Origin of the sequence: Pseudobutyrivibrio sp., assembly GCF_017471675.1 — a bacterium.
GTDB lineage: Bacteria > Bacillota > Clostridia > Lachnospirales > Lachnospiraceae > Pseudobutyrivibrio.
Genome location: NZ_JAFUSK010000077.1, coordinates 1 through 19,512 on the forward strand (window position 1 = coordinate 1; position 19,512 = coordinate 19,512).

The 19,512-nt window shown below is 40.2% G+C and carries 17 protein-coding genes; all 17 read left to right on the forward strand.

Features of this window, described 5'->3' with window-relative positions; genetic code table 11:
- The first annotated feature begins 240 nt into the window (after positions 1-240).
- The 17 genes from IJ535_RS12305 (at position 241) to IJ535_RS12385 (ending at position 19,346) form a co-directional block, all read left to right on the forward strand.
- Positions 241-1,308 carry a hypothetical protein gene (locus tag IJ535_RS12305; RefSeq protein WP_294303433.1) on the forward strand — a complete coding sequence of 356 codons (1,068 nt, stop codon included), beginning with the start codon at positions 241-243 and terminating at the stop codon, positions 1,306-1,308.
- Between the two features lie 3 nt (positions 1,309-1,311).
- Positions 1,312-3,060, forward strand: coding sequence for an ABC transporter ATP-binding protein (locus tag IJ535_RS12310; protein ID WP_294303436.1), 1,749 nt, complete (start codon positions 1,312-1,314; stop codon positions 3,058-3,060).
- A complete protein-coding gene (locus IJ535_RS12315) occupies positions 3,053-4,801 on the forward strand; it encodes an ABC transporter ATP-binding protein (RefSeq protein WP_294303439.1) in 1,749 nt (582 codons plus the stop codon). Before IJ535_RS12310 ends, IJ535_RS12315 begins: the two co-directional genes overlap by 8 nt.
- A gap of 52 nt (positions 4,802-4,853) precedes the next feature.
- A complete protein-coding gene (locus IJ535_RS12320; RefSeq protein WP_294303444.1) occupies positions 4,854-6,149 on the forward strand; it encodes a UDP-N-acetylglucosamine 1-carboxyvinyltransferase in 1,296 nt (431 codons plus the stop codon).
- A gap of 8 nt (positions 6,150-6,157) precedes the next feature.
- The gene (locus IJ535_RS14200) at positions 6,158-6,400 is read left to right on the forward strand and encodes a cysteine-rich small domain-containing protein (protein ID WP_294303449.1); all 243 of its coding nucleotides are present in this window, start codon (positions 6,158-6,160) and stop codon (positions 6,398-6,400) included.
- A 421-nt stretch (positions 6,401-6,821) separates the two neighbouring features.
- Complete coding sequence (locus tag IJ535_RS12330; protein WP_294303452.1) at positions 6,822-8,312, forward strand: methyl-accepting chemotaxis protein; 1,491 nt, start codon at positions 6,822-6,824, stop codon at positions 8,310-8,312.
- 79 nt (positions 8,313-8,391) lie between these two features.
- A complete protein-coding gene (locus tag IJ535_RS12335) occupies positions 8,392-8,613 on the forward strand; it encodes a Lar family restriction alleviation protein (protein WP_294291678.1) in 222 nt (73 codons plus the stop codon).
- A 16-nt stretch (positions 8,614-8,629) separates the two neighbouring features.
- Entirely contained in the window at positions 8,630-10,132 is a 1,503-nt protein-coding gene (locus IJ535_RS12340) for a nicotinate phosphoribosyltransferase (protein WP_294303454.1), read from the forward strand.
- 2 nt (positions 10,133-10,134) lie between these two features.
- The gene (locus IJ535_RS12345; protein WP_294303458.1) at positions 10,135-10,827 is read left to right on the forward strand and encodes a class I SAM-dependent methyltransferase; all 693 of its coding nucleotides are present in this window, start codon (positions 10,135-10,137) and stop codon (positions 10,825-10,827) included.
- Between the two features lie 102 nt (positions 10,828-10,929).
- Positions 10,930-12,306, forward strand: a complete 1,377-nt coding sequence (locus tag IJ535_RS12350; RefSeq protein ID WP_294303463.1) for a cache domain-containing sensor histidine kinase — start codon at positions 10,930-10,932, stop codon at positions 12,304-12,306.
- 145 nt (positions 12,307-12,451) lie between these two features.
- Positions 12,452-13,441, forward strand: a complete 990-nt coding sequence (locus tag IJ535_RS12355; protein ID WP_294303466.1) for a LacI family DNA-binding transcriptional regulator — start codon at positions 12,452-12,454, stop codon at positions 13,439-13,441.
- 159 nt (positions 13,442-13,600) lie between these two features.
- Positions 13,601-14,887: an extracellular solute-binding protein gene (locus IJ535_RS12360; protein ID WP_294303470.1), complete on the forward strand. Its 1,287-nt coding sequence runs from the start codon at positions 13,601-13,603 to the stop codon at positions 14,885-14,887.
- A 201-nt stretch (positions 14,888-15,088) separates the two neighbouring features.
- On the forward strand, positions 15,089-16,516 hold the full coding sequence (locus IJ535_RS12365) for a carbohydrate ABC transporter permease (RefSeq protein WP_294303473.1): 1,428 nt from the start codon (positions 15,089-15,091) through the stop codon (positions 16,514-16,516).
- Positions 16,516-17,358, forward strand: coding sequence for a sugar ABC transporter permease (locus IJ535_RS12370; protein ID WP_294303475.1), 843 nt, complete (start codon positions 16,516-16,518; stop codon positions 17,356-17,358). The genes IJ535_RS12365 and IJ535_RS12370 overlap by 1 nt, the downstream gene beginning before the upstream one ends.
- Before the next feature lie 176 nt (positions 17,359-17,534).
- A complete protein-coding gene (locus IJ535_RS12375; RefSeq protein WP_294303478.1) occupies positions 17,535-17,795 on the forward strand; it encodes a DUF1292 domain-containing protein in 261 nt (86 codons plus the stop codon).
- 146 nt (positions 17,796-17,941) lie between these two features.
- Positions 17,942-18,616, forward strand: coding sequence for a nickel pincer cofactor biosynthesis protein LarB (gene larB / locus IJ535_RS12380; protein ID WP_294303480.1), 675 nt, complete (start codon positions 17,942-17,944; stop codon positions 18,614-18,616).
- Positions 18,606-19,346, forward strand: coding sequence for an alpha/beta hydrolase (locus IJ535_RS12385; protein WP_294303482.1), 741 nt, complete (start codon positions 18,606-18,608; stop codon positions 19,344-19,346). Before larB ends, IJ535_RS12385 begins: the two co-directional genes overlap by 11 nt.
- Positions 19,347-19,512: the final 166 nt, after the last annotated feature.

Sequence of the window (19,512 nt, forward strand, 5' to 3'; positions counted from 1 at the left end):
ATTATATACCGGATTTGGGTCACAGCCATAGGTCTGTGGCTCATTTTTTTAATAAAAGAGGAGTGAAATCCGAAGATTTCACTCCTTACCTTTTAGGGGAGTTTTTTAACAGCCCCTTTTTTAGTTAGCAGTTAAGAGCATCGCTGTAATTCTTCGCCTAAACTTGTATAATTCACGAGGATTAATTATAATAAAAAGGCTTGAATATATTTGGGTGGGGACACTCAGGAGGAATTTATAATGAATAGAAAAATGGTAAAGACAGCTGGTCTTACTGCACTTTCAGCAGTAATGCTTATGACTGGTTGTGGTAAGATTAATCCAAACGAGACACTTGTAACAATTAACACAGGGGATGCTAAGGATACTATTTCTTTAGGTTATGGTAATTTTGCTGCCAGATATCAGCAGTCTATGTATGATCAGTATTTGCTTTCATACTATGGCGAGGATATGTGGAAATCAGATATGTCAGGAAGTGGTTCTACACTTGAGGCAGATACAAAGGACGGAGTCCTTGAGGAGATGGAATCTCAATATCTTACAAAGCTTCACGCTGGTGATTATAAGATAGAGCTTTCTAAGGATCAGAAGAACGATATTGCAAAAGCTGCAAAGAAGTTCATCTCTGATAATAGCAAGGAATCTCTTGAGGCTATGGGTGCCACAGAGGAATATGTTAAGGAATATCTTGAATATAGAACATACTATTCTCTAGTTAGTGCAGCAGCAAAGGAAGCATCTGATGCTGACATTAAAGATGAGGATTGTTGGATGCGTACATTTACCTATGTTCTCTTTGATACAACAGGTAAGAAGGACGAAGAAGGTAATGTAACAGAGTATACAGATGATGAGATTACTGAATTAAAGACTCAGGCTAAGGAGCTTTCTACATCAGAGGATTTTGATGCAAAGGTAGAGGAACTTGGTCTTACAACACAGAATTATTCTTATCTTAAGGGCGAGTCAGAAGATAACACAATGGATATGTCGATAATCTCTGAGGCTGAGAAGCTTAAAGAGGGTGAGCAGTCAGGTGTTATTGTTGTTGATGGTGTAGGCTTCTATGTAATTAAGCTTACTGCAGATCATGATGAGGACGCTTCACAGAGCAAGAGAGAGTCACTTCAGTCAGAGGCATTTGATAAGCTTTTAGACGAATGGAAGGAAGCTATCACTTGGAAAGTAAATGACAAGGCTTGGGAGAAGGTTAAGTTCGATAGCTTATTCAAGGCTCCTGAGACAGAAGAATCTAAGGAAGATACAACAGCTACTGAATCGACTGAGGAAACAGAAGCGGAGTAATTTATGAGTTTTGTTTTAAAATATCTTAAACAATATAAGGTTAAGGCATTTTTAGCCCCACTCTTCAAAATGTTAGAGGCGATATTTGAACTGCTGGTACCACTTGTTATGGCATCAATCATTAACAAGGGAATTGCCAGTTCAGATACCCACTACATCCTAAGGATGAGTGGGGTTCTTTTATTACTGGCAGTTGTGGGCCTTATATTTTCTATCACAGCCCAGTATTTCAGCGCATATGTTGCAGTGTTTACAGCAGCAGAAATAAGAAGAGACTTATTTGCCAAAATCATGTCTTTGTCACAGGGCGTGAAGGAAAGTATTGGTGAAGAAGTTCTTACCACTAGAATCACAAATGATATTAATCAGATTCAAAATGCTATCAATATGGTGCTTAGATTATTCTTACGTTCACCATTTATAGTGGCAGGTGCTATAGTAATGGCGTTTGTGGTAGATGTTAAATCAGCATTTGTTTTTGTGCTGGTGGTAGCTTTGCTATCTATCATAGTGTATTTTATTATGCGCTATACACTGCCAAGGTATAAGGCTATAGCTGCTAAGCTTGAAAAAGTACTGCATGCTGTTTCAGAAAACTTAGAAGGCTCTAGAGTGCTTAGAGCATTCTGCCAGGTGGATGAAGAAAAGGAAAGCTTTGAGATTAAGACAGGTGAGCTTGCAATGATGCAGATTGGAACTGGCAAGGTTTCAGCCCTTTTAAATCCAGTTACATACGTGGTAGTAAATCTTGGCATAGTATTCCTTATCTATGTAGCCATGCACAGGGTTGATAATGGATTTATATTACAGGGTGACGTGGTAGCCTTGGTTAATTACATGAGCCAGATACTTATAGAGCTTATAAAGCTTGCCAATCTTATAGTTCTTTTGATGAAGGCATTTCCATCTGCTGATAGAGTACAAGAGCTTATGGAGATGAAGTCAGATGAGCGAAGCCTTGTTAAATTAAATGATAATTTAATTATATGCGGTTCGGATGCGCCTGAGCAAATCTCCATTAAGAACGTATCCTTTAGCTACAATGGCACAGCGGATATGGACCTTGAAGATATTAATTTGGAAATTCCTGCTGGTTCTACACTAGGCATTATTGGTGGTACAGGTTCAGGTAAGAGCACACTGCTTAAGCTCCTTAATCATACCTATGATGTTACTAAGGGCTCTATCGAAATAGGTGGCACTAATGTAAATCAGTTTGATGATAGCTATTTAGCTAAATGCTTTGGTATAGTTCCCCAGAAGGCATATCTATTTAGCGGCACTGTTAGAAGTAATATGGAAATGGCTGGAACTAATCCAGATGATGATGAAATTAAATCAGCACTTAATATAGCACAAGCTATAGATTTTGTTGAAGCAAAGGAAGGTGGCATTGATACAGAGGTGAAGGGACGAGGCTCTAACTTCTCTGGAGGCCAAAGACAGAGGCTAACAATCGCAAGGGCTCTAATTGGACAGCCTAAATATTTATTATTAGATGATTCAGCCAGCGCACTTGACCTTGCCACAGAAGCAAAGCTTAAAAAGGCTCTTATGAATCTTAGCTGGCATCCTACACTTATCATAGTATCCCAAAGAGCTTCATCCGTAATTGAGGCTGATCAGATATTGGTACTTGATGATGGTAAATGTGTAGGCCTTGGAAATCATGATAAACTAATTAAGGACTGCGAAACATATCAGGAGATATATTATTGCCAGTATCCTAGAGAGGAGGCTGCAAATGAATAATAGGTCTCAAGGTAAAATATTAAATCGCGTTTTAATAGAATTGAAAACCTACAGTTTTCAAATAATTATCTCTTTAATATGTGCTCTTGCTACAGTTTACCTAACACTTAGAATTCCTATCCTTACCGGTAGGGCGGTGGACTGTATAGTGGCAAAGGGTGAGATTGATTATGATAAGCTTATAGCTGTGTTACAACAGATGGCCGTTACAGTAGCCGCTACATTCTTCACACAGTGGATTATGAACAGGGTGAATAATTCAATCACCTACAACGTAACTAAGAGCCTTCGCGATAGGGCTTTTAGAAAGCTACAGCACATGAAGCTATCTCAGATAGATTCACACCCACATGGAGATTATGTAAGCCGAATCGTTTCTGATGCAGATACATTTGCAGATGGACTACTCATGGGCTTTACCCAGTTTTTTACAGGAGTGCTTACAATACTTGGTACAATCTATTTTATGCTGATGATTTCAGTGAAGATTGCGCTGATAGTAATTATTGCAACACCTGCATCTTTATTGCTTGCCAAGTTTATCTCGGAAAAGACTTACAAGTTTTTCGGAGAGCAGGCCAAGCTTAGAGGAACAGAAACTTCTTATATAGAAGAGATGATTACTGGCAAAAACATTGTAAGAAACATGGATTACGAAGCTACGGCTATAGAGAAGTTTGACAAGATGAATAATAGTCTTCGAGATGCTTCTATGAAAGCAACATTTTATTCATCAACAGTTAATCCTAGTACAAGGCTTATAAATAACATTATCTATGCTGCTGTTGGCGTGTTTGGTGCAATTCTTGCAATAGGTGGCGGCATTACAGTAGGAGGGCTTACCAGCTTCCTTTCTTATGCCAGCACATACGCTAAGCCATTTAACGAGATATCAGGAGTTATTACAGAATTCCAAAACGCATTGGCATGTGCAGCCAGATTATTTGAAATGATAGACGCTGAGGTTGAGGTAGATGAAGGCGAAAAAGCTATAAATGATATTAGAGGAGAGATAGAGTTTAAGGATGTGTTCTTCTCTTATGATAAGAGCAAGAAGCTTATTGAACATCTGAATCTATCTGTTAAGAGTGGTCAGCGCATCGCCATAGTAGGACCAACAGGTGCAGGAAAAAGTACAATCATTAATCTTCTTATGAGATTTTATGATATTGATAATGGTCAAATCCTTATAGACGGGGTGGATATCAGAGATATTCCAATTAACGATTTGCGTCAAAGCTTTGGTATGGTTCTTCAGGAGACATGGCTTAAGAATGCCAGCGTAAAGGAAAATCTTAGAATGGCAAATCCTGATGCCACAGATGAAGAAATAATAGAGGCAGCCAAGGCCACATATGCACATAGCTTTATAAAAAGAATGCCTTACGGCTATGATACAATCCTTTCGTCAGAAGGGGGAGCTTTGTCCCAAGGGCAGATGCAGCTTTTGTGTATAACACGTGTTATGCTTAATATTCCACCAATGTTAATACTTGACGAAGCTACAAGTTCAATTGATACTCGTACCGAGCAGAAAATACAATCAGCATTTAATAAGATGATGAAGGGCAGAACTACATTCATTGTAGCCCATAGATTGTCAACAATTAGAGAAGCAGATGTGATTCTATTTGTAAAAGACGGAAGTATAGTGGAGCAAGGAAGTCATTCAGAATTGTTGCAGAAAAACGGCTTTTATGCTAAATTATATCAGAGTCAGTCTAAAGAGGAATCAGCTTAGCCGATTCCTTTTTAATGACTCGTTTCTTAAGTTAGAGATTATAGGAGATAAAATGGAACAGTATGTTATTAAAGGTGGTACTGCGCTTTCTGGAGAGGTAGAGATTAGCGGTGCCAAAAATGCAGCGCTAGGTATTTTAGCTGGTGCCATTATGGCAGACGAGACTGTTACAATTGAAAATTTGCCAAATGTTAAAGATATTAATGTCTTGATTGGGGCTATCGAAGATATTGGGGCTAAGATTAACCGTGTGGATGACCACACAGTAGAGATTAACGGCGCTAGTATAAATAGACTTTCTGTAGACTATGAGTACATCAAGAAGATTCGTGCTTCCTATTATTTAATGGGTGCACTTCTTGGAAAATATAAGAGTGCAGAGGTAGCGCTTCCAGGTGGTTGCCTTATTGGTTCACGTCCAATCGATTTACACGTAAAGGGACTTAAGGCTCTTGGTGCTAATGTAGATGTATCATATGGTCTTTGGTCTGCCAGGGCAGATAAGCTTGTAGGTAGTCATATTTATCTTGATAAGGTATCTGTTGGTGCTACTATCAATATTATGCTTGCTGCTGTACTTGCAGAGGGTAAGACTACTATCGAAAATGCTGCTAAGGAGCCACACGTGGTAGATGTTGCATCTTTTTTAAACAGTATGGGTGCTAATATCCGTGGTGCTGGTACAGATGTTATTCGTATTGTTGGTGTTTCTAAGCTTCACGGTACTACTTACGCAGTTATTCCAGATCAGATTGAAGCTGGTACTTATATGTGTGCAGCTGCGGCAACACACGGCGATGTTCTTATTAAGAATGTTATTCCTAAGCATTTGGAGGCTACATCAGCTAAGCTTGTTGAAGCAGGCTGTGTTATTGAAGAATATGATGATGCTGTTAGAGTAATCGCTAAGGGACGTAAGCTTACACATACACATGTAACTACACTTCCTTATCCTGGCTTCCCTACTGATATGCAGCCAGAAATCACAGCAGTTCTTGCCATAGCAGATGGTACTAGCACTGTTACAGAATCGATTTTTGAGAACCGTTTCAAATATGTAGATGAGCTTGCCAGAATGGGAGCTAACATTAAGGTTGAGGGTACTGTTGCAATCGTCACTGGTGTAGAGCGCTACACAGGTGCACAGGTGCAGGCACCAGACCTTAGAGCAGGCGCTGCGCTTATCATTGCAGGTCTTGCTGCAGATGGTATCACCACTATTGATGATATCAAGTTCATCCAGCGAGGCTACGAAGATATCGTTGGTAAGTTCACCAAGCTTGGCGCATCCTTCGCCCAGGTAGATAACGAACACGATTTACAAAAGTTCAAACTAAAGGTAGGCTAATCCGTAATATGGAGCATTACAAGTTTTTTCAGAACAAAGAATGTGAATATTTTCCTTGCCATGAGACAGATAAACCAGAAGAGTTTAACTGTCTCTTTTGTTATTGCCCACTTTATCATTTGGGTAAAGACTGTGGAGGAAATTTTTATTACACAGACAAAGGTGTAAAGTCTTGTGTTAATTGCATAAGACCTCACATTAAAGACAATTATGAAGAAATAGTGAAAAAATTAAAAAACGATATAAATTAACAAAAATATAACAATTTTGGACTATGATGAACTCAAATTTACGAGTATGCAAACGAGGAATCGGTGATATTATACACTTACAGAAAGTGCTAACCAGATTGCAACAGAAAGTCAGGGCGTAGAGGATGTAGCAAATTCTGTTTCAGATTCAGCGCTTGCTATCAATGATGAACTTTCTAAGTTCAAGATTGAATCTGATAATCAATAAGTGTAGTAGCGCTACAATCATATATAGAGGGGGCCACGGCGGTTAATCTGTCGTGGCCTCTTCACTTTTTCAATCCTGGGTAAAAATGGGTGTTATGAAAGTTTTGTGAAGATTCTATAAAATTCACATTATTTTCAAAAAAATGTTGTTATACTTAGTATGATACGTGGGGGAATGTGAATTGTAACCAATGTATTAATGGAGGACATTAATATGAACGAAGAAGCTGAGAAGATTGATATTAAAACCAAGCAGATGCTGGAAAAAAACAGACTTGCAAGGTACTGTGGGACTATAACATGTATCGCACTTGTATTTTTTGCGGTCAGGTCACTTATTATGGACGGGGTAAATCCCCTTGACGTGGTTCGTTTAGTTACAGCAGTATTAGATATTATATTATTCCAGGTATGCTACATGAGTTTTGGCGAACAGTATAAATACAAATTCTGCATCACATTATCTATGGTTGCCATGTTCCTTATGAACATCTATGTGCCTAGTGATAATCATATGTATTTGTTCATGTATACTATCATCCTTATTGTAATGATTTATGGTGAGGCTTCTACAGTTAGGATTGGATGTATTATCGCAAATGTGTGTCTTATTACATCTGGTTTCATAGAGATTAACAGAGGTCGACTTACTGGTCGTGATTTGATAACAGAGCTTGGATTTAGTATCATAGCCTGCACTATAGCCGTAGTTGTATGTAAGCAGCAACGTAATCAGACAACAGAGGCACTTGATACTATCAAGGATCATGCAGCAGATTTGAAGGAAACATCAGAGGCAATTGTGGATTTGGCTGACCAGTTGAACCAGAAATTTGAAGAAGCTAACGATGTTTCTAACAGACTTAATGAGTCTATGGAGACAGTACATTCATCAGTTGCTGATATTGTTGAAGGTACAAGAAACACAGCTGAGGCTGTAGAAAATCAGACTAGCAAGACAGCGGTCATCCAAGAAAGTATTCAGACTGTTGGTACAGAAGCAAACAACATTGATGATGTTTCAATGCGTGTAGAGGAATCTGTAAACGAAGGCGTAGACCTTATCAATCAGCTTAAGAGTCAGGCTGAGAAGGTTGCAAACATAAATATCGAAACCAGTGAAACAACACAGGCACTTAACGAAAGTATTCAGGATATTCAGGGTATTACCGAAACAATCCTTGGAATTTCCAGCCAGACAAATCTGCTTGCGCTTAATGCATCTATTGAGGCTGCAAGAGCTGGTGAGGCAGGTAAAGGCTTTGCCGTTGTTGCAGACGAAATCAGAGCACTTTCTGAAAGCACCAGAGAGGCTACAGAAGAGATTGCAAAGATTATTGAGCGTCTTACATCAGATGCCCGTTCAGCAGCTTCTGCCATGTCTAAATCAGCAGAATATGCTAACAAGCAAAACGAGCTTATTTCTGAGACAGGAACCAAGCTTGATACAATCAAGGAAGGTACAGATGAGCTGAGAGAAGGCGTTGTTCAGGTTAAGTCTTCCGTAGATGAGGTTATCGCAGCAAATACTCAGATTATGGATAACATCACTAATCTATCTGCAACCAGTCAGCAGGTTGCAGCAGCAACAGATACTGTTGGCTCTGTAAGTGATGATGCTATGGATGCCCTTACAAACATGAATGATACTCTTGCAGTTATTAATAAAATTGCAAGAGAAATGGAAGAGATGGCATTGAAGTAAGAAATCGTGTACAATAGAACAGTGAAGTAGCAGAGGTGTAGCAGATGCTACACCTCTATTTGTGTAAGGAGTTTATAAAATGGACATTACAGAAAAAATCGAATTACATGATTGCCCAATTTGCGGTGGCGCAGGAATACTAGAGGAAGAGGATATGGGATATTATGTGGCTTGCTTGGATTGCGGCAGTTATACAGGAACTGTAGGCTATAAGGACGAATCAGGAAAGCTTACAGCGGCAGAAAAGTCAGCAATGCTGTGGAATACAGGCAAAGTAATTAATAGTGCACCTGGAGAGTAAAGAAAGAAGGTAGAGTATGAAGCAGACACAGGATAAGGCACGTAACCTTACGATGATGATGGATGAGTATGAGCTTACAATGGCTAATGCTTATTTTAACGACCCTACAATTGATAATAATACTAGGGTTAGCTTTGATGTGTTTTATAGAGTGAATCCAGATGGCGGCGGTTTTGCTATATTTGCAGGCTTGCAGCAGGTAAAGGATTATCTTTTGAATATGCATTTTACAGATGAGGATATTGAGTATCTGAGAAGTGTTGGACATTTTACCGAGGATTTCCTTGCCTACCTTAAGGATTTCAAGTTTACAGGTGATGTGGATGCATTTAAAGAGGGTACTATCATGTATCCTAATGAGCCAATCATTACTGTTACAGCCCCAATTATCGAGGCTCAGCTGGTGGAGACAGAGCTATTAGCTCAGGTAAATCATCAGTCTCTTATAGCTACTAAGGCTAGCAGAATCGTCCGTGCAGCAGCAGGCAGGGCTGTTTCGGATTTCGGTGCAAGACGTGCCCATAATAACGATGCTGCTATTTACGGCGCAAGAGCTGCCTATATCGGAGGTGCCAGCGGTACAGCTACTGTTTCTGCAGGCCAGTATTTTGATATCCCTATTGGTGGCACAATGGCTCACAGCTACGTAATGTATTTCACATCTGATGATAATGATTATCGTACATCGGAGCTTGCAGCTTTTAGAAGCTTTGCAAAGAGCTACCCTAATAACTGCATTCTTCTTGTTGATACATATAATGTACTTAAGTCTGGCGTGCCTAATGCTATTAAGGTATTTCAGGAGATGAAGGATGCCGGCATCGAATCTAGGAGCTTTGGTATCCGTATTGATTCAGGTGACCTTGCATACCTTACCAAGAAGGCCAGAAAGATGCTAGATGATGCAGGCTTTGAAAAGGCTAAGATTATCGTTAGCAATTCACTGGACGAGTATACTATCACATCTATCCTTCAGCAGGGTGGTCAGGTAGATTCATTTGGTGTTGGTGAGAGACTTATCACTGCCAAGTCGGAGCCTGTATTTGGTGCAGTTTACAAGCTTTGCGCTGTTACAAACCCTAAGACTGGTGAGATTATCCCTAAGATTAAGATTTCTGAAACAGTAGAGAAAATTACAAATCCAGGCCTTAAGGATGTGTACCGTATCAAGGATGCAAGTGGAAGAGCAGTGGCAGATTTGCTTGCAATCAAGGGTGAGAAGATTGATATGAGTGTGGAGGGTGGCTACAAGTTTGTAGACCCAGAGCAGCCATGGAAGAGTACACACATCTTTGAAAATTGTACTGCAGAGCCATTGCAGCATCCTCTTATTAGGGACGGTAAGGCTGTATGCGAGGACGAGGATATGCAGGCGATTAGAGCCAGGGTTCAGGCACAGCTTAATGATAGCGTATGGCCTGAGGAGCAGCGTTTTGAGAATCCTCATAAGCATTATCTGGATATGACTCCAAATTACTACAACATGAAGATGGATCTTCTTCGTAAAGAGGATAAATAGAATTGATATCAAAAGATGTAATAGAACAGTATAATTTAAAGCTCGCAGATAGAGGGCTGGCCCTGATTCAAACAGATGAGGGGCTTAGCCTTAGCTCTGGCGAGCTTTCTATAATGGCGGACTTTAGAGATATGCTGCCAAGGCTAAAAAAGAGCAACCTGGAGAGGGAGATGCTTGTTAAGGTGGCTCGCATTAAGGGACAGCCTATGCCACAGAGCCTAGTGGACGCCACGGCAGGCTTTGGGGAGGATTCACTTATTCTTGCTGCAGCAGGCTTTGATGTGAGGCTGTATGAGTTTGATGAGGTTATAGCACTGCTGCTACAGGATTGCATGGAAAGAGCTATGGAGATTCCTGAGCTTAAGGAAGCAGTAGGAAGAATGACCTTGGTGTGCGGTGACAGTACAATCGCCATGAAAAGCTTAGATTATAAGCCTGATATCGTGCTACTGGACCCTATGTTTCCAGAAAGACAAAAGAGCGCTTTGATTAAGAAAAAGTTTCAGCTTTTGCAAAAGTTAGAAAGCCCTTGTTCTAATGAGGAGCAGCTACTAGAGGCAGCCATAGCAGCAGAGCCTAAGAGAATCGTAATAAAGCGCCCTTTAAAGGGGCCATATCTTGCAGATAAAAAGCCTAGCTATAGCTTAGATGGTAAGGCAATCAGGTATGATTGCATGGTGTTTGCCAGAAACTAGGGATATTTCATCAAATGACACGGTTTTTTCACGAAAAACCCTCAAATTTATAATAAGATAAATGATATACAAGTGTGCGTATTATCTTTTTGAGGGATAGATATGGAAAAAACTAAGAGAACTACCATAAAAAGCAGAATAACAAGGCATGTGGTTATAGCCATTATTATTACAGTAGGGTTTATGACTGTTGTTAATCTCGTATATCTTTCTAGGCGTATTATAGAGCAGCAGGAGATGAAGCTGGAGCTGGCTACTCAGATGAGCGCTAACAAGGTGGAAAACTGGGTTAATGATATGGCTACTGTTACAGAGGATATGGCAAGTACTCTTACTGCAAACGGTGATTTGAGCAAGGATACAGTAAGGGCTGTTGTAGATAGGGTAGCTCTTAATCATCCTGAATTTTACTTCGTTTATTTTTCAGATAAGCTGGGAAATATGACCATGGCCAGAGGCGTGGACTTTGCTCAGGGGGTAGACCCTAGAGAGCGTGGCTGGTACAAAAAGGCAGAGGCAGCAGGACATACGGTAGTTCTTGACCCATATGCCAGTGCCACCAGACCGGATGTAATGATGGTAACAGTTGCAACACCGGTATATTGGGGAACTATGATGGTAGGTGTTGTGGCAGTTGATGCAAATATTGAATCTGTTCAGCAATTTATGGGAACCATTAATTTTGAAGAAGGCTCCTATGGATTCCTGCTAGATAGTCAAAACAATATCATTGTTCATCCAGATGCAGATTACAATCCTACTGCAGAAAAGATAACAGCAGCAGTGGATGTAATGCCAGAGCTTGAAAAGGTTCTTTCTTCATCTAAGAAGGATGAGTACGTAACTAACAAGGACTATACAGGAACCAGCATGGTTTATTCAGCTACAACCATTGAAAACAGTAATTGGACAATAGCAGTTGCTTATCCTGAGTCAAACTTCTTAGCTCACGTAGATAGAGGGATAAGGATAAGCTTACTTGTAGCAGTATTTTGTATAGCTTTAGCACTTGGGGATATTACAGTTACCATTAGAAAGGTGCTTAAGCCTCTAGAACAAATTAATCCAGCTATGGATAAGATCATGGAGGGCGATTTTACATCTAAGCTGAATTTCGCAACTGCAAATGATGAGATTGGGGATTTGCAAAACAAACTTGCTGTTACGCTAGAAACATTGTCCAAGGTAATTCAGGAACAGAAGCATGTGTTATCTGAGATGGAAAAGGGAAACCTGATTGTTGAAAACATAGACGACTTCCCTGGAGAGCTTAATGAGATTGCAACATCAGTTAATTCCATCAAGGAGTCATTTAACGATATTATCAGTGATATTCAGTTCTCAGCTATAAACCTGCAGAGCTTTGCAATGGGCATCAATGAATCCAGCGACTTAGAGGAAATGAGGTCAGTGTTTGAGGAGCTTTCAGCTGAGGCAAATGCCCTGATGGAAAAAACATCCAAGTTCACCACAATGTAATAAAAGTAAACAAGATAGATATCAAGGAAAGTCTTCACAAGGTGTGGAGACTTTTTTTGTTTGTTTTTTACAAAAAGTGCGCAACCGATTGCAAATGTAAATTTAGTGTGCTAACGTAAGATGTTAGAAAGAGAAGAGGTTAATTATGAGCCATACATTAGATTCTATTGCCAAAGAATTAGGCCTAAGCAAGACAACAGTGAGCCGTGCTATTTCAGGAAAGGGCCGAATTTCAGAGGAAACCAGGAAAAAGGTTAATGAATATATTAAGGAGATAAACTATAGACCAAGTGCTGTAGCCAGGTCTCTTGCTTCTAATCGCACATACAATGTGGGATTAGTTGTGCCTGCAGATTCTGCATTAGGGGAGATGCCATATTTCCAGACACTTATGACAGGTGTTTGCGATAGAGCTATGGAATTTGAGTATGATGTACTTATCATCCTTGCGGATAATGATGGTATTGCAGCCTTAAGACATGCTGTATCTAACAGAAAGATAGATGCTGTTATTGTCAGCCGATGCGAGCGTGATTCCAAGGTTATCAACTTCTTAAAGGAGTCTGATATACCTTATATTGTTGTGGGAAATCCTATGGACGAAGGGGTTCCTTATGTGGATCACGACAACGAGGGCGCTGCATCTAGAATGATAGAAACCCTTATAGATGCTGGCATTACCAGAATGGCTCTTATAGGCGGTGGTGAAAATATCAATGTTACCCATAGCCGTTTGGAGGGCTTTAAAAAGGGCTTTATAAATAAGGGGTTAAAGGCAGATGAATCCCTTATTTTCTTAAACATGCATAAAAGTGCGCGAATGGATTCTGTTCTAAAGGAATCAATTGCAGAAGGGGCAGAGTGTATAGTTTGCATGGATGATATGCTTTGTAATTCTGTGCTTAATTGCCTACATAACGATGGCATTTCTGTACCAGAAGATATCAAGCTTTGTTCTTTTTATGATTCTAATTTGCTTTCTACATCAAAACCATCTATTACCAGCCTTTATTTTGATGCAAAGAAGTTAGGTGGCCAGTGCTTAGAGATTTTGATGCGCAACTTGGATGGGGAAAGCATCACAAGTCAGACTCTCACCGACTTTAATATCCAAATGAGGGATAGCACGCTTTAGTAAAATTAACAAAATTATCACAAAATAGTTGTACAAATTGCTATATTGACCAAAATCGGTTCAAGATATAGGATTATTTATGTAGAACAACCGGTTGCACATTGGGGAGCAACCTGGGAGTATAAAGTTAAGATTTACGAAGAAAATGGAGGAGTAAAAATGAAGAAAAAGATTGTTTCAGCACTTCTTGTGTCAACAATGGTAGCAACTGCATTTGCAGGATGTGGTTCAAAAGCAGAGGAGACAACAGACACTGCAGCAACAGAGAGCACAGATGCATCTGCAGAGGACAGCTCAACAGATGATGCTATCGCAAACCTTATTGCAGCAACAGAGGGTACAGTAAATATTGACCTTTGGTGCTCAGAGACGGAGGAATATCAGACAGTTATGAAGAAGCTTTGCGATGATTTCGCAGCTCAGTATCCAGATGTTGATTTTAACATCACACTTGGTGCTGTTTCAGAAGCTGATATGAAGGATAGAGTGTTAGAGGATGTGGAAGCAGCAGCTGATGTATTCGTATTCCCAGATGATCAGCTTGAGGCACTTGTTAAGGCAGGCGCTCTTAACGAAGTAGCAGCTCAGTACACATACGACATGAACGAAACAGATACAGAGGCAACAGTTGAGGCTGGCCAGTACGATGGTAAGCAGTATGGCTATCCATTCACAGCTTCAAACGGATATTTCTTATACTATGATAAGAATCAGCTTTCAGACGAGGATGTAGCTTCTTGGGAGGCACTTACAGCTAAGGCTGAGGAGCTTGGCAAGGAAGTTGGTTGCGAAATCGCAAACGGCTGGTATCTATACGGATTCTTCCAGGGTGCAGGATGTACTCTTACAGAGAACGAGGATCAGTCAAACAACTGTGATTGGAACAACGAGACAGGTCTTGCAGCAGCTGAGTCACTTCAGACTATCACATCTTCAAAGGCATTCAAGGCTTATGGTAATGATGACCTTCTTGCAAACCTTAATGATGGTAAGGTAGCAGCTTATGTATCAGGTACATGGAATGTTAATGCATTCTCAGAGGCTTATGGTGATGGATATGCAGCTACAAAGCTTCCTACATTCAAGGTAAATGGTGAAGACAAGCAGATGGCTTCATACTCAGGATACAAGTTCGTAGGTGTTAATGCTTATGCAGAGAACACAGGTTGGTCAATGCTTCTTGCTGAGTACCTTACAAACGCAGCTTCACAGGAAGCAGTTTACGAGGCAACAGGCGAGGGTCCTTCAAACACAGAGGCACTTGCAAAGGCTTCTTCTCCAGCACTTGACGCTCTTGCAGCACAGTCTGAGTTCGCACAGCTTCAGAGAGTTGGTGGTAACTACTGGACACCAGCAGAGTCACTTGGAAAGAACATCCTTGATGGCAAGGTAAGCCAGAAGGTTCTTGATGATGCTGTAGCTGGAATAACACAACCTGTAGAATAATAACAAGCCTTCCCCCCTCTGGGGTTGCTAGGCTCCAGTGGAGCCTGTTTAGCAACGACCGAGCCAGAGGCGAGACAAGGTGGCAGCGTAGCTGACGGATGAGGGTGTGTGTAAAAAATATAAGATGCTTAGCGTCTTTACATACATTTACCCTCATCAGTCACTGCGTGACAGCTTCTCCCAGAGGGAGAAGCCTTTTATATGAAGAGGACAAAGATGAAGAAAATAGGCAACTACTTTAAAGATTTTGGTCAAGCCGTTGTGCATGGCGACATTTGGGTTAAATTATCACTTGTAATAATGGGTGCAGGCTATTTCGGAAGAAAGCAGTTTGTACGCGGAATACTTATGACTTTACTTGAGGTGGGAGTTTTAGCCTCAATTTTTGGTGTATTCGCACCTTATCTATCAAAGCTTAACACTCTTGGTACAGTTCAAAGAGAAGAAGTCTTTGATATAGTAACTATGAAAAAAACTGTTAATGATTATGATAACTCATTACTAATCCTTCTTTACGGAATTATTGCTATCTTAGTAATCATTGCATTTATCGTATTATATTTACAGAATATAAAAGCTGTTTACCGTATTCAGAAGATGAGTGAAAATGGTGAACACATTAATAACATTAAGGATGATATTGCTTCATTCAAAAACGAAAGATTTCACATCACACTTCTTACCTTGCCAAGTATTGGTGTAATTCTTATTAATATTATTCCTATACTTTTCATGGTATGTATCGCATTTACAAATTATGATGAGAATCATCAGCCACCATCATATTTATTTACATGGGTTGGTTTTAAAAATTTCGTAAATCTGTTTACAACAAGCCAGACAATCACATTTGGTTATGCATTTATAAGAGTATTAATATGGACTTTAGTTTGGGCAGTTTTAGCAACAGCTACAACATTCCTTGGTGGTATCCTTCTCGCTCAGTTTATCAACCATGAGGACACTAAATTCAAGGGAATGTGGAGAACACTTTTTGTAATCACAATCGGTATTCCACAGTTCGTTACCCTTCTTCTTATCAGTAAGATGTTTGGTGATAATGGTATCGTAAATACGTTTTGCTCAAATGTAGGAATCCTTGATTTCTTCAAGAACATTGGATTGCTTAATGCAGGCGATGCATGCATCCCATTTTTATCGCGTCCAATTTGGGCACACATAACAATTATTCTTGTAAATATCTGGGTAGGTATTCCTTATCAGATGCTTGTTGCTACAGGTATTCTTATGAATATTCCATCAGACCAGATTGAATCTGCAAAGATTGATGGTGCAAACAAGTTCCAGATTTTCTGGAAGATAACAATGCCTTATGTAATGTTTATTACTGGCCCATCACTTATTCAGTCAGTTATCGGTAATATTAATAACTTTAATGTTATTTACTTACTTACATACAATTACCAGACAACAAATATGGCTATGGCTAATTCACACGCCAACGAGGTTGACTTGCTTATTACCTGGTTATTCAGACTGACAAACGAGTACAGTAACTTCAAGATGGCATCAGTAATCGGTATTGTAACATTCGTAGTTTGTGCAGCCCTTTCACTTCTTACTTTCTCAAGAATGATAGGTGGAGATAAAGAGGGGGTATACAGATAATGAAAAAAACATGGAAAATAGTTGGAAGACATATCTTCCTTGCAGTACTTGCATTTATTTGGTTGATACCAATCTTTTGGTTGGTTGTAACAACATTTAGTGTGGAAAAGGGAATTAATACAAATCATTTCTTCCCAGAACAGTGGACACTTGCAAACTATCATCAGCTTTTCTTTGAGCCAGATGCAGCAGCAAATTTCCCTGCATGGTTTAAGAATTCAATGATTATTGGTGTATTCAGCTGTCTTGTTTCATCAATATTTGTAATCATGACAGCTTATGCATTTTCATTTATTGAATTTAAGGGTAGAAAGAAGCTTATGAGCTTTTCACTCATCCTTGGTATGTTCCCAGGCGTACTTTCAATGATTGCTATGTACTTCATTTTGAAGATGCTTGGACTTACTGATAGCGTAGTAGGACTTATAATCCTTTATTCAGGAGCATCAGGTCTTGGTTACCTGATTTTGAAGGGATTCTTTGATACAATTCCTACTTCACTTCACGAAGCAGCAAAGCTTGAGGGTGCATCAGAGGCAACAATATTTGCCAAGATTGTAGTACCTCTTTCAAAGCCAATGATTGTTTACACAGTTATCAACTCATTCCTTAATCCTTGGATGGATTTCGTAATGGTAAGACTTATGATTAAGTCAAAGGATGCAGCTGACTGGACAATGGCGCTTGGACTTTTCAACCTGCTTCAGAGAGCACTTGTTAACCAGTACTTCGCATACTTCTGCTGCGGTGGTTTGATGATTGCGGTACCTATTTCAATCCTATTCATCATCATGCAGAAGTTCTACGTTGAAGGTGTTACAGGTGGTGCTGTTAAGGGCTAAACTTTGCCGAGGTGCGCTTTCCCGCTTGCATATGTATGAATCAAGTGTGAATTGCACCACACCCCAATATACTATTTACGAATAGTTCATAGATTTTGCTTACTATATACACATTTATGATGTAATATATTGCCATATAACGGGAGAGCTATGAATCCTAAAAAGGAGGATCCCATATGGATAATGAATTTAGAGAGTATATTACATTTGTGGTGAATACCAGAGATGGTGACGAAGTCGAAATGGCAGTCATAGATCAGTTTGAATTCGAAAATAAATCATACGTTGCAGCAGCTCTTGTTGAAGGAGATACGGTGAGCGACGAAGGGTGTTTTATTTACCGAATAAAGGTTGGCGAGGATGACTTCAAGGTGGAGAAGATTACCAACCAGATTGACTATAATAGGATTGCCGAAGCGTATATGGAAATGATATGACATGATAATAAAAAGGACCAGTATTTTTTACTGGTTCTTTTTGTTATCCACGACGCACCTCGCGCGCAGCGCATTTAAATAGGTGCGTCTTCCCGTATTGTGATATAATATGACCACAAAGGCATAGTCGTACAGGAGGAGCTCACATGGATTTTGCAAGATTAGACCACGACAGAAAAAGACGCACAGGATTTCCAGAGGTGATTTTCTGCGAAGGAAAGCCAGATGAGTTTTTGGTGGATATTTATAAAAAGATGTATGAAAGAGAAGGCCAGGTATTTGGCACCAGAGCATCAGAGCATCAATATGAGATAGTAAAGGCGGCTTTGCCTGAGGCAAGCTACGATAAGGTAAGTCGCATACTAAAGGTGGTTTCTACAGATTATAAAAAGCCTGAGCTTATAGGCGAGATTGCAGTGGTCACAGCTGGAACAGCGGACATCCCTGTGGCAGAAGAGGCAGCCCAGACAGCTGAGTATTTTGGAAGTAAGGTGAATAGGGTGTTTGATGTGGGAGTCAGCGGAATACATCGCTTGCTTTCAAATGTGGATGTGCTCAACAGTGCCAACTGCGTGGTGGCAGTGGCAGGAATGGAGGGCGCCCTTGCTTCTGTTGTAGGAGGCCTTGTAAAGGTTCCTGTGATTGCAGTTCCTACCAGCGTAGGTTACGGTGCAAATATGGGTGGAATTTCCGCACTTCTAACCATGATTAATTCCTGTGCAAATGGAATATCAGTGGTTAATATAGATAATGGATATGGGGCTGGCTACATCGCCACCCAAATAAATAGATTGGCAGTAGGATATAAGGATGAAGAATAAGAAGACTAGAAGAATAGTAATAGGTGTTGTTTTAGTAGTGCTGGTGGTGTTTATTGTTAGCAAGTTTTATAGCTATGTGGATAACTATTATAGAGCCACCGATGAGGCGTGGACATTCATTAATGAGCCAGCTGAGGGGGTAGAGGTTGAATATGTAGATAACACAATCTTGTTTAGACCAGAAAACCCTGTGGCAGGGTTCATATTCTATCCAGGTGGATTAGTAGAAACAGAGGCTTACGCCCCTCTTATGGAGAGCTTAGCAGAGCAGGGAATATTTGGTGTGGTAGTAAAAATGCCTTATTACCTGGCTATGTTTGATGCCAATGGAGCCAGGGGAATCCAGGCTAAATACCCTGAAATAACGGATTGGTACATCGGCGGCCACAGCTTAGGCGGCGCCATGGCGTGCTTGTACGCTGACAGACATCAGAGTGAATATGAGGGCTTGATACTTCTTGCGGCGTATTCTACAAAGGATCTTACAGATGAGCCTGCAGTAGCCACAATTTCTATCAGAGGCTCCGAGGACGGCGTGCTCAACATGGAAAAGTACGAAGAGTGTAAGGCAAACCTTCCGTCAGATTTTGAGGAAGTGGTAATCGAAGGTGGCTGCCACGGATATTTCGGTGATTACGGAATGCAAACCGGTGACGGTGAGCCTAGCATTAGCGTACAACAGCAGACCAGCGAGACTGTGGATGCAATAGTAGATTTTGTGGAAAAGTAGAAAGTGAAAAAGAAATTAGGGATATATCTGAAAGGGTATATCCTTTTTTTATTGCTGGGGTTGGCAGTGGGGTGGTTATTTCTGAGGTGATTTGTAAAGAAAATTCGCAACATTCTGTGAATAAAAGTGTATTTTGAGACAGAAAGGGTTAAAATAAAATAGAGTA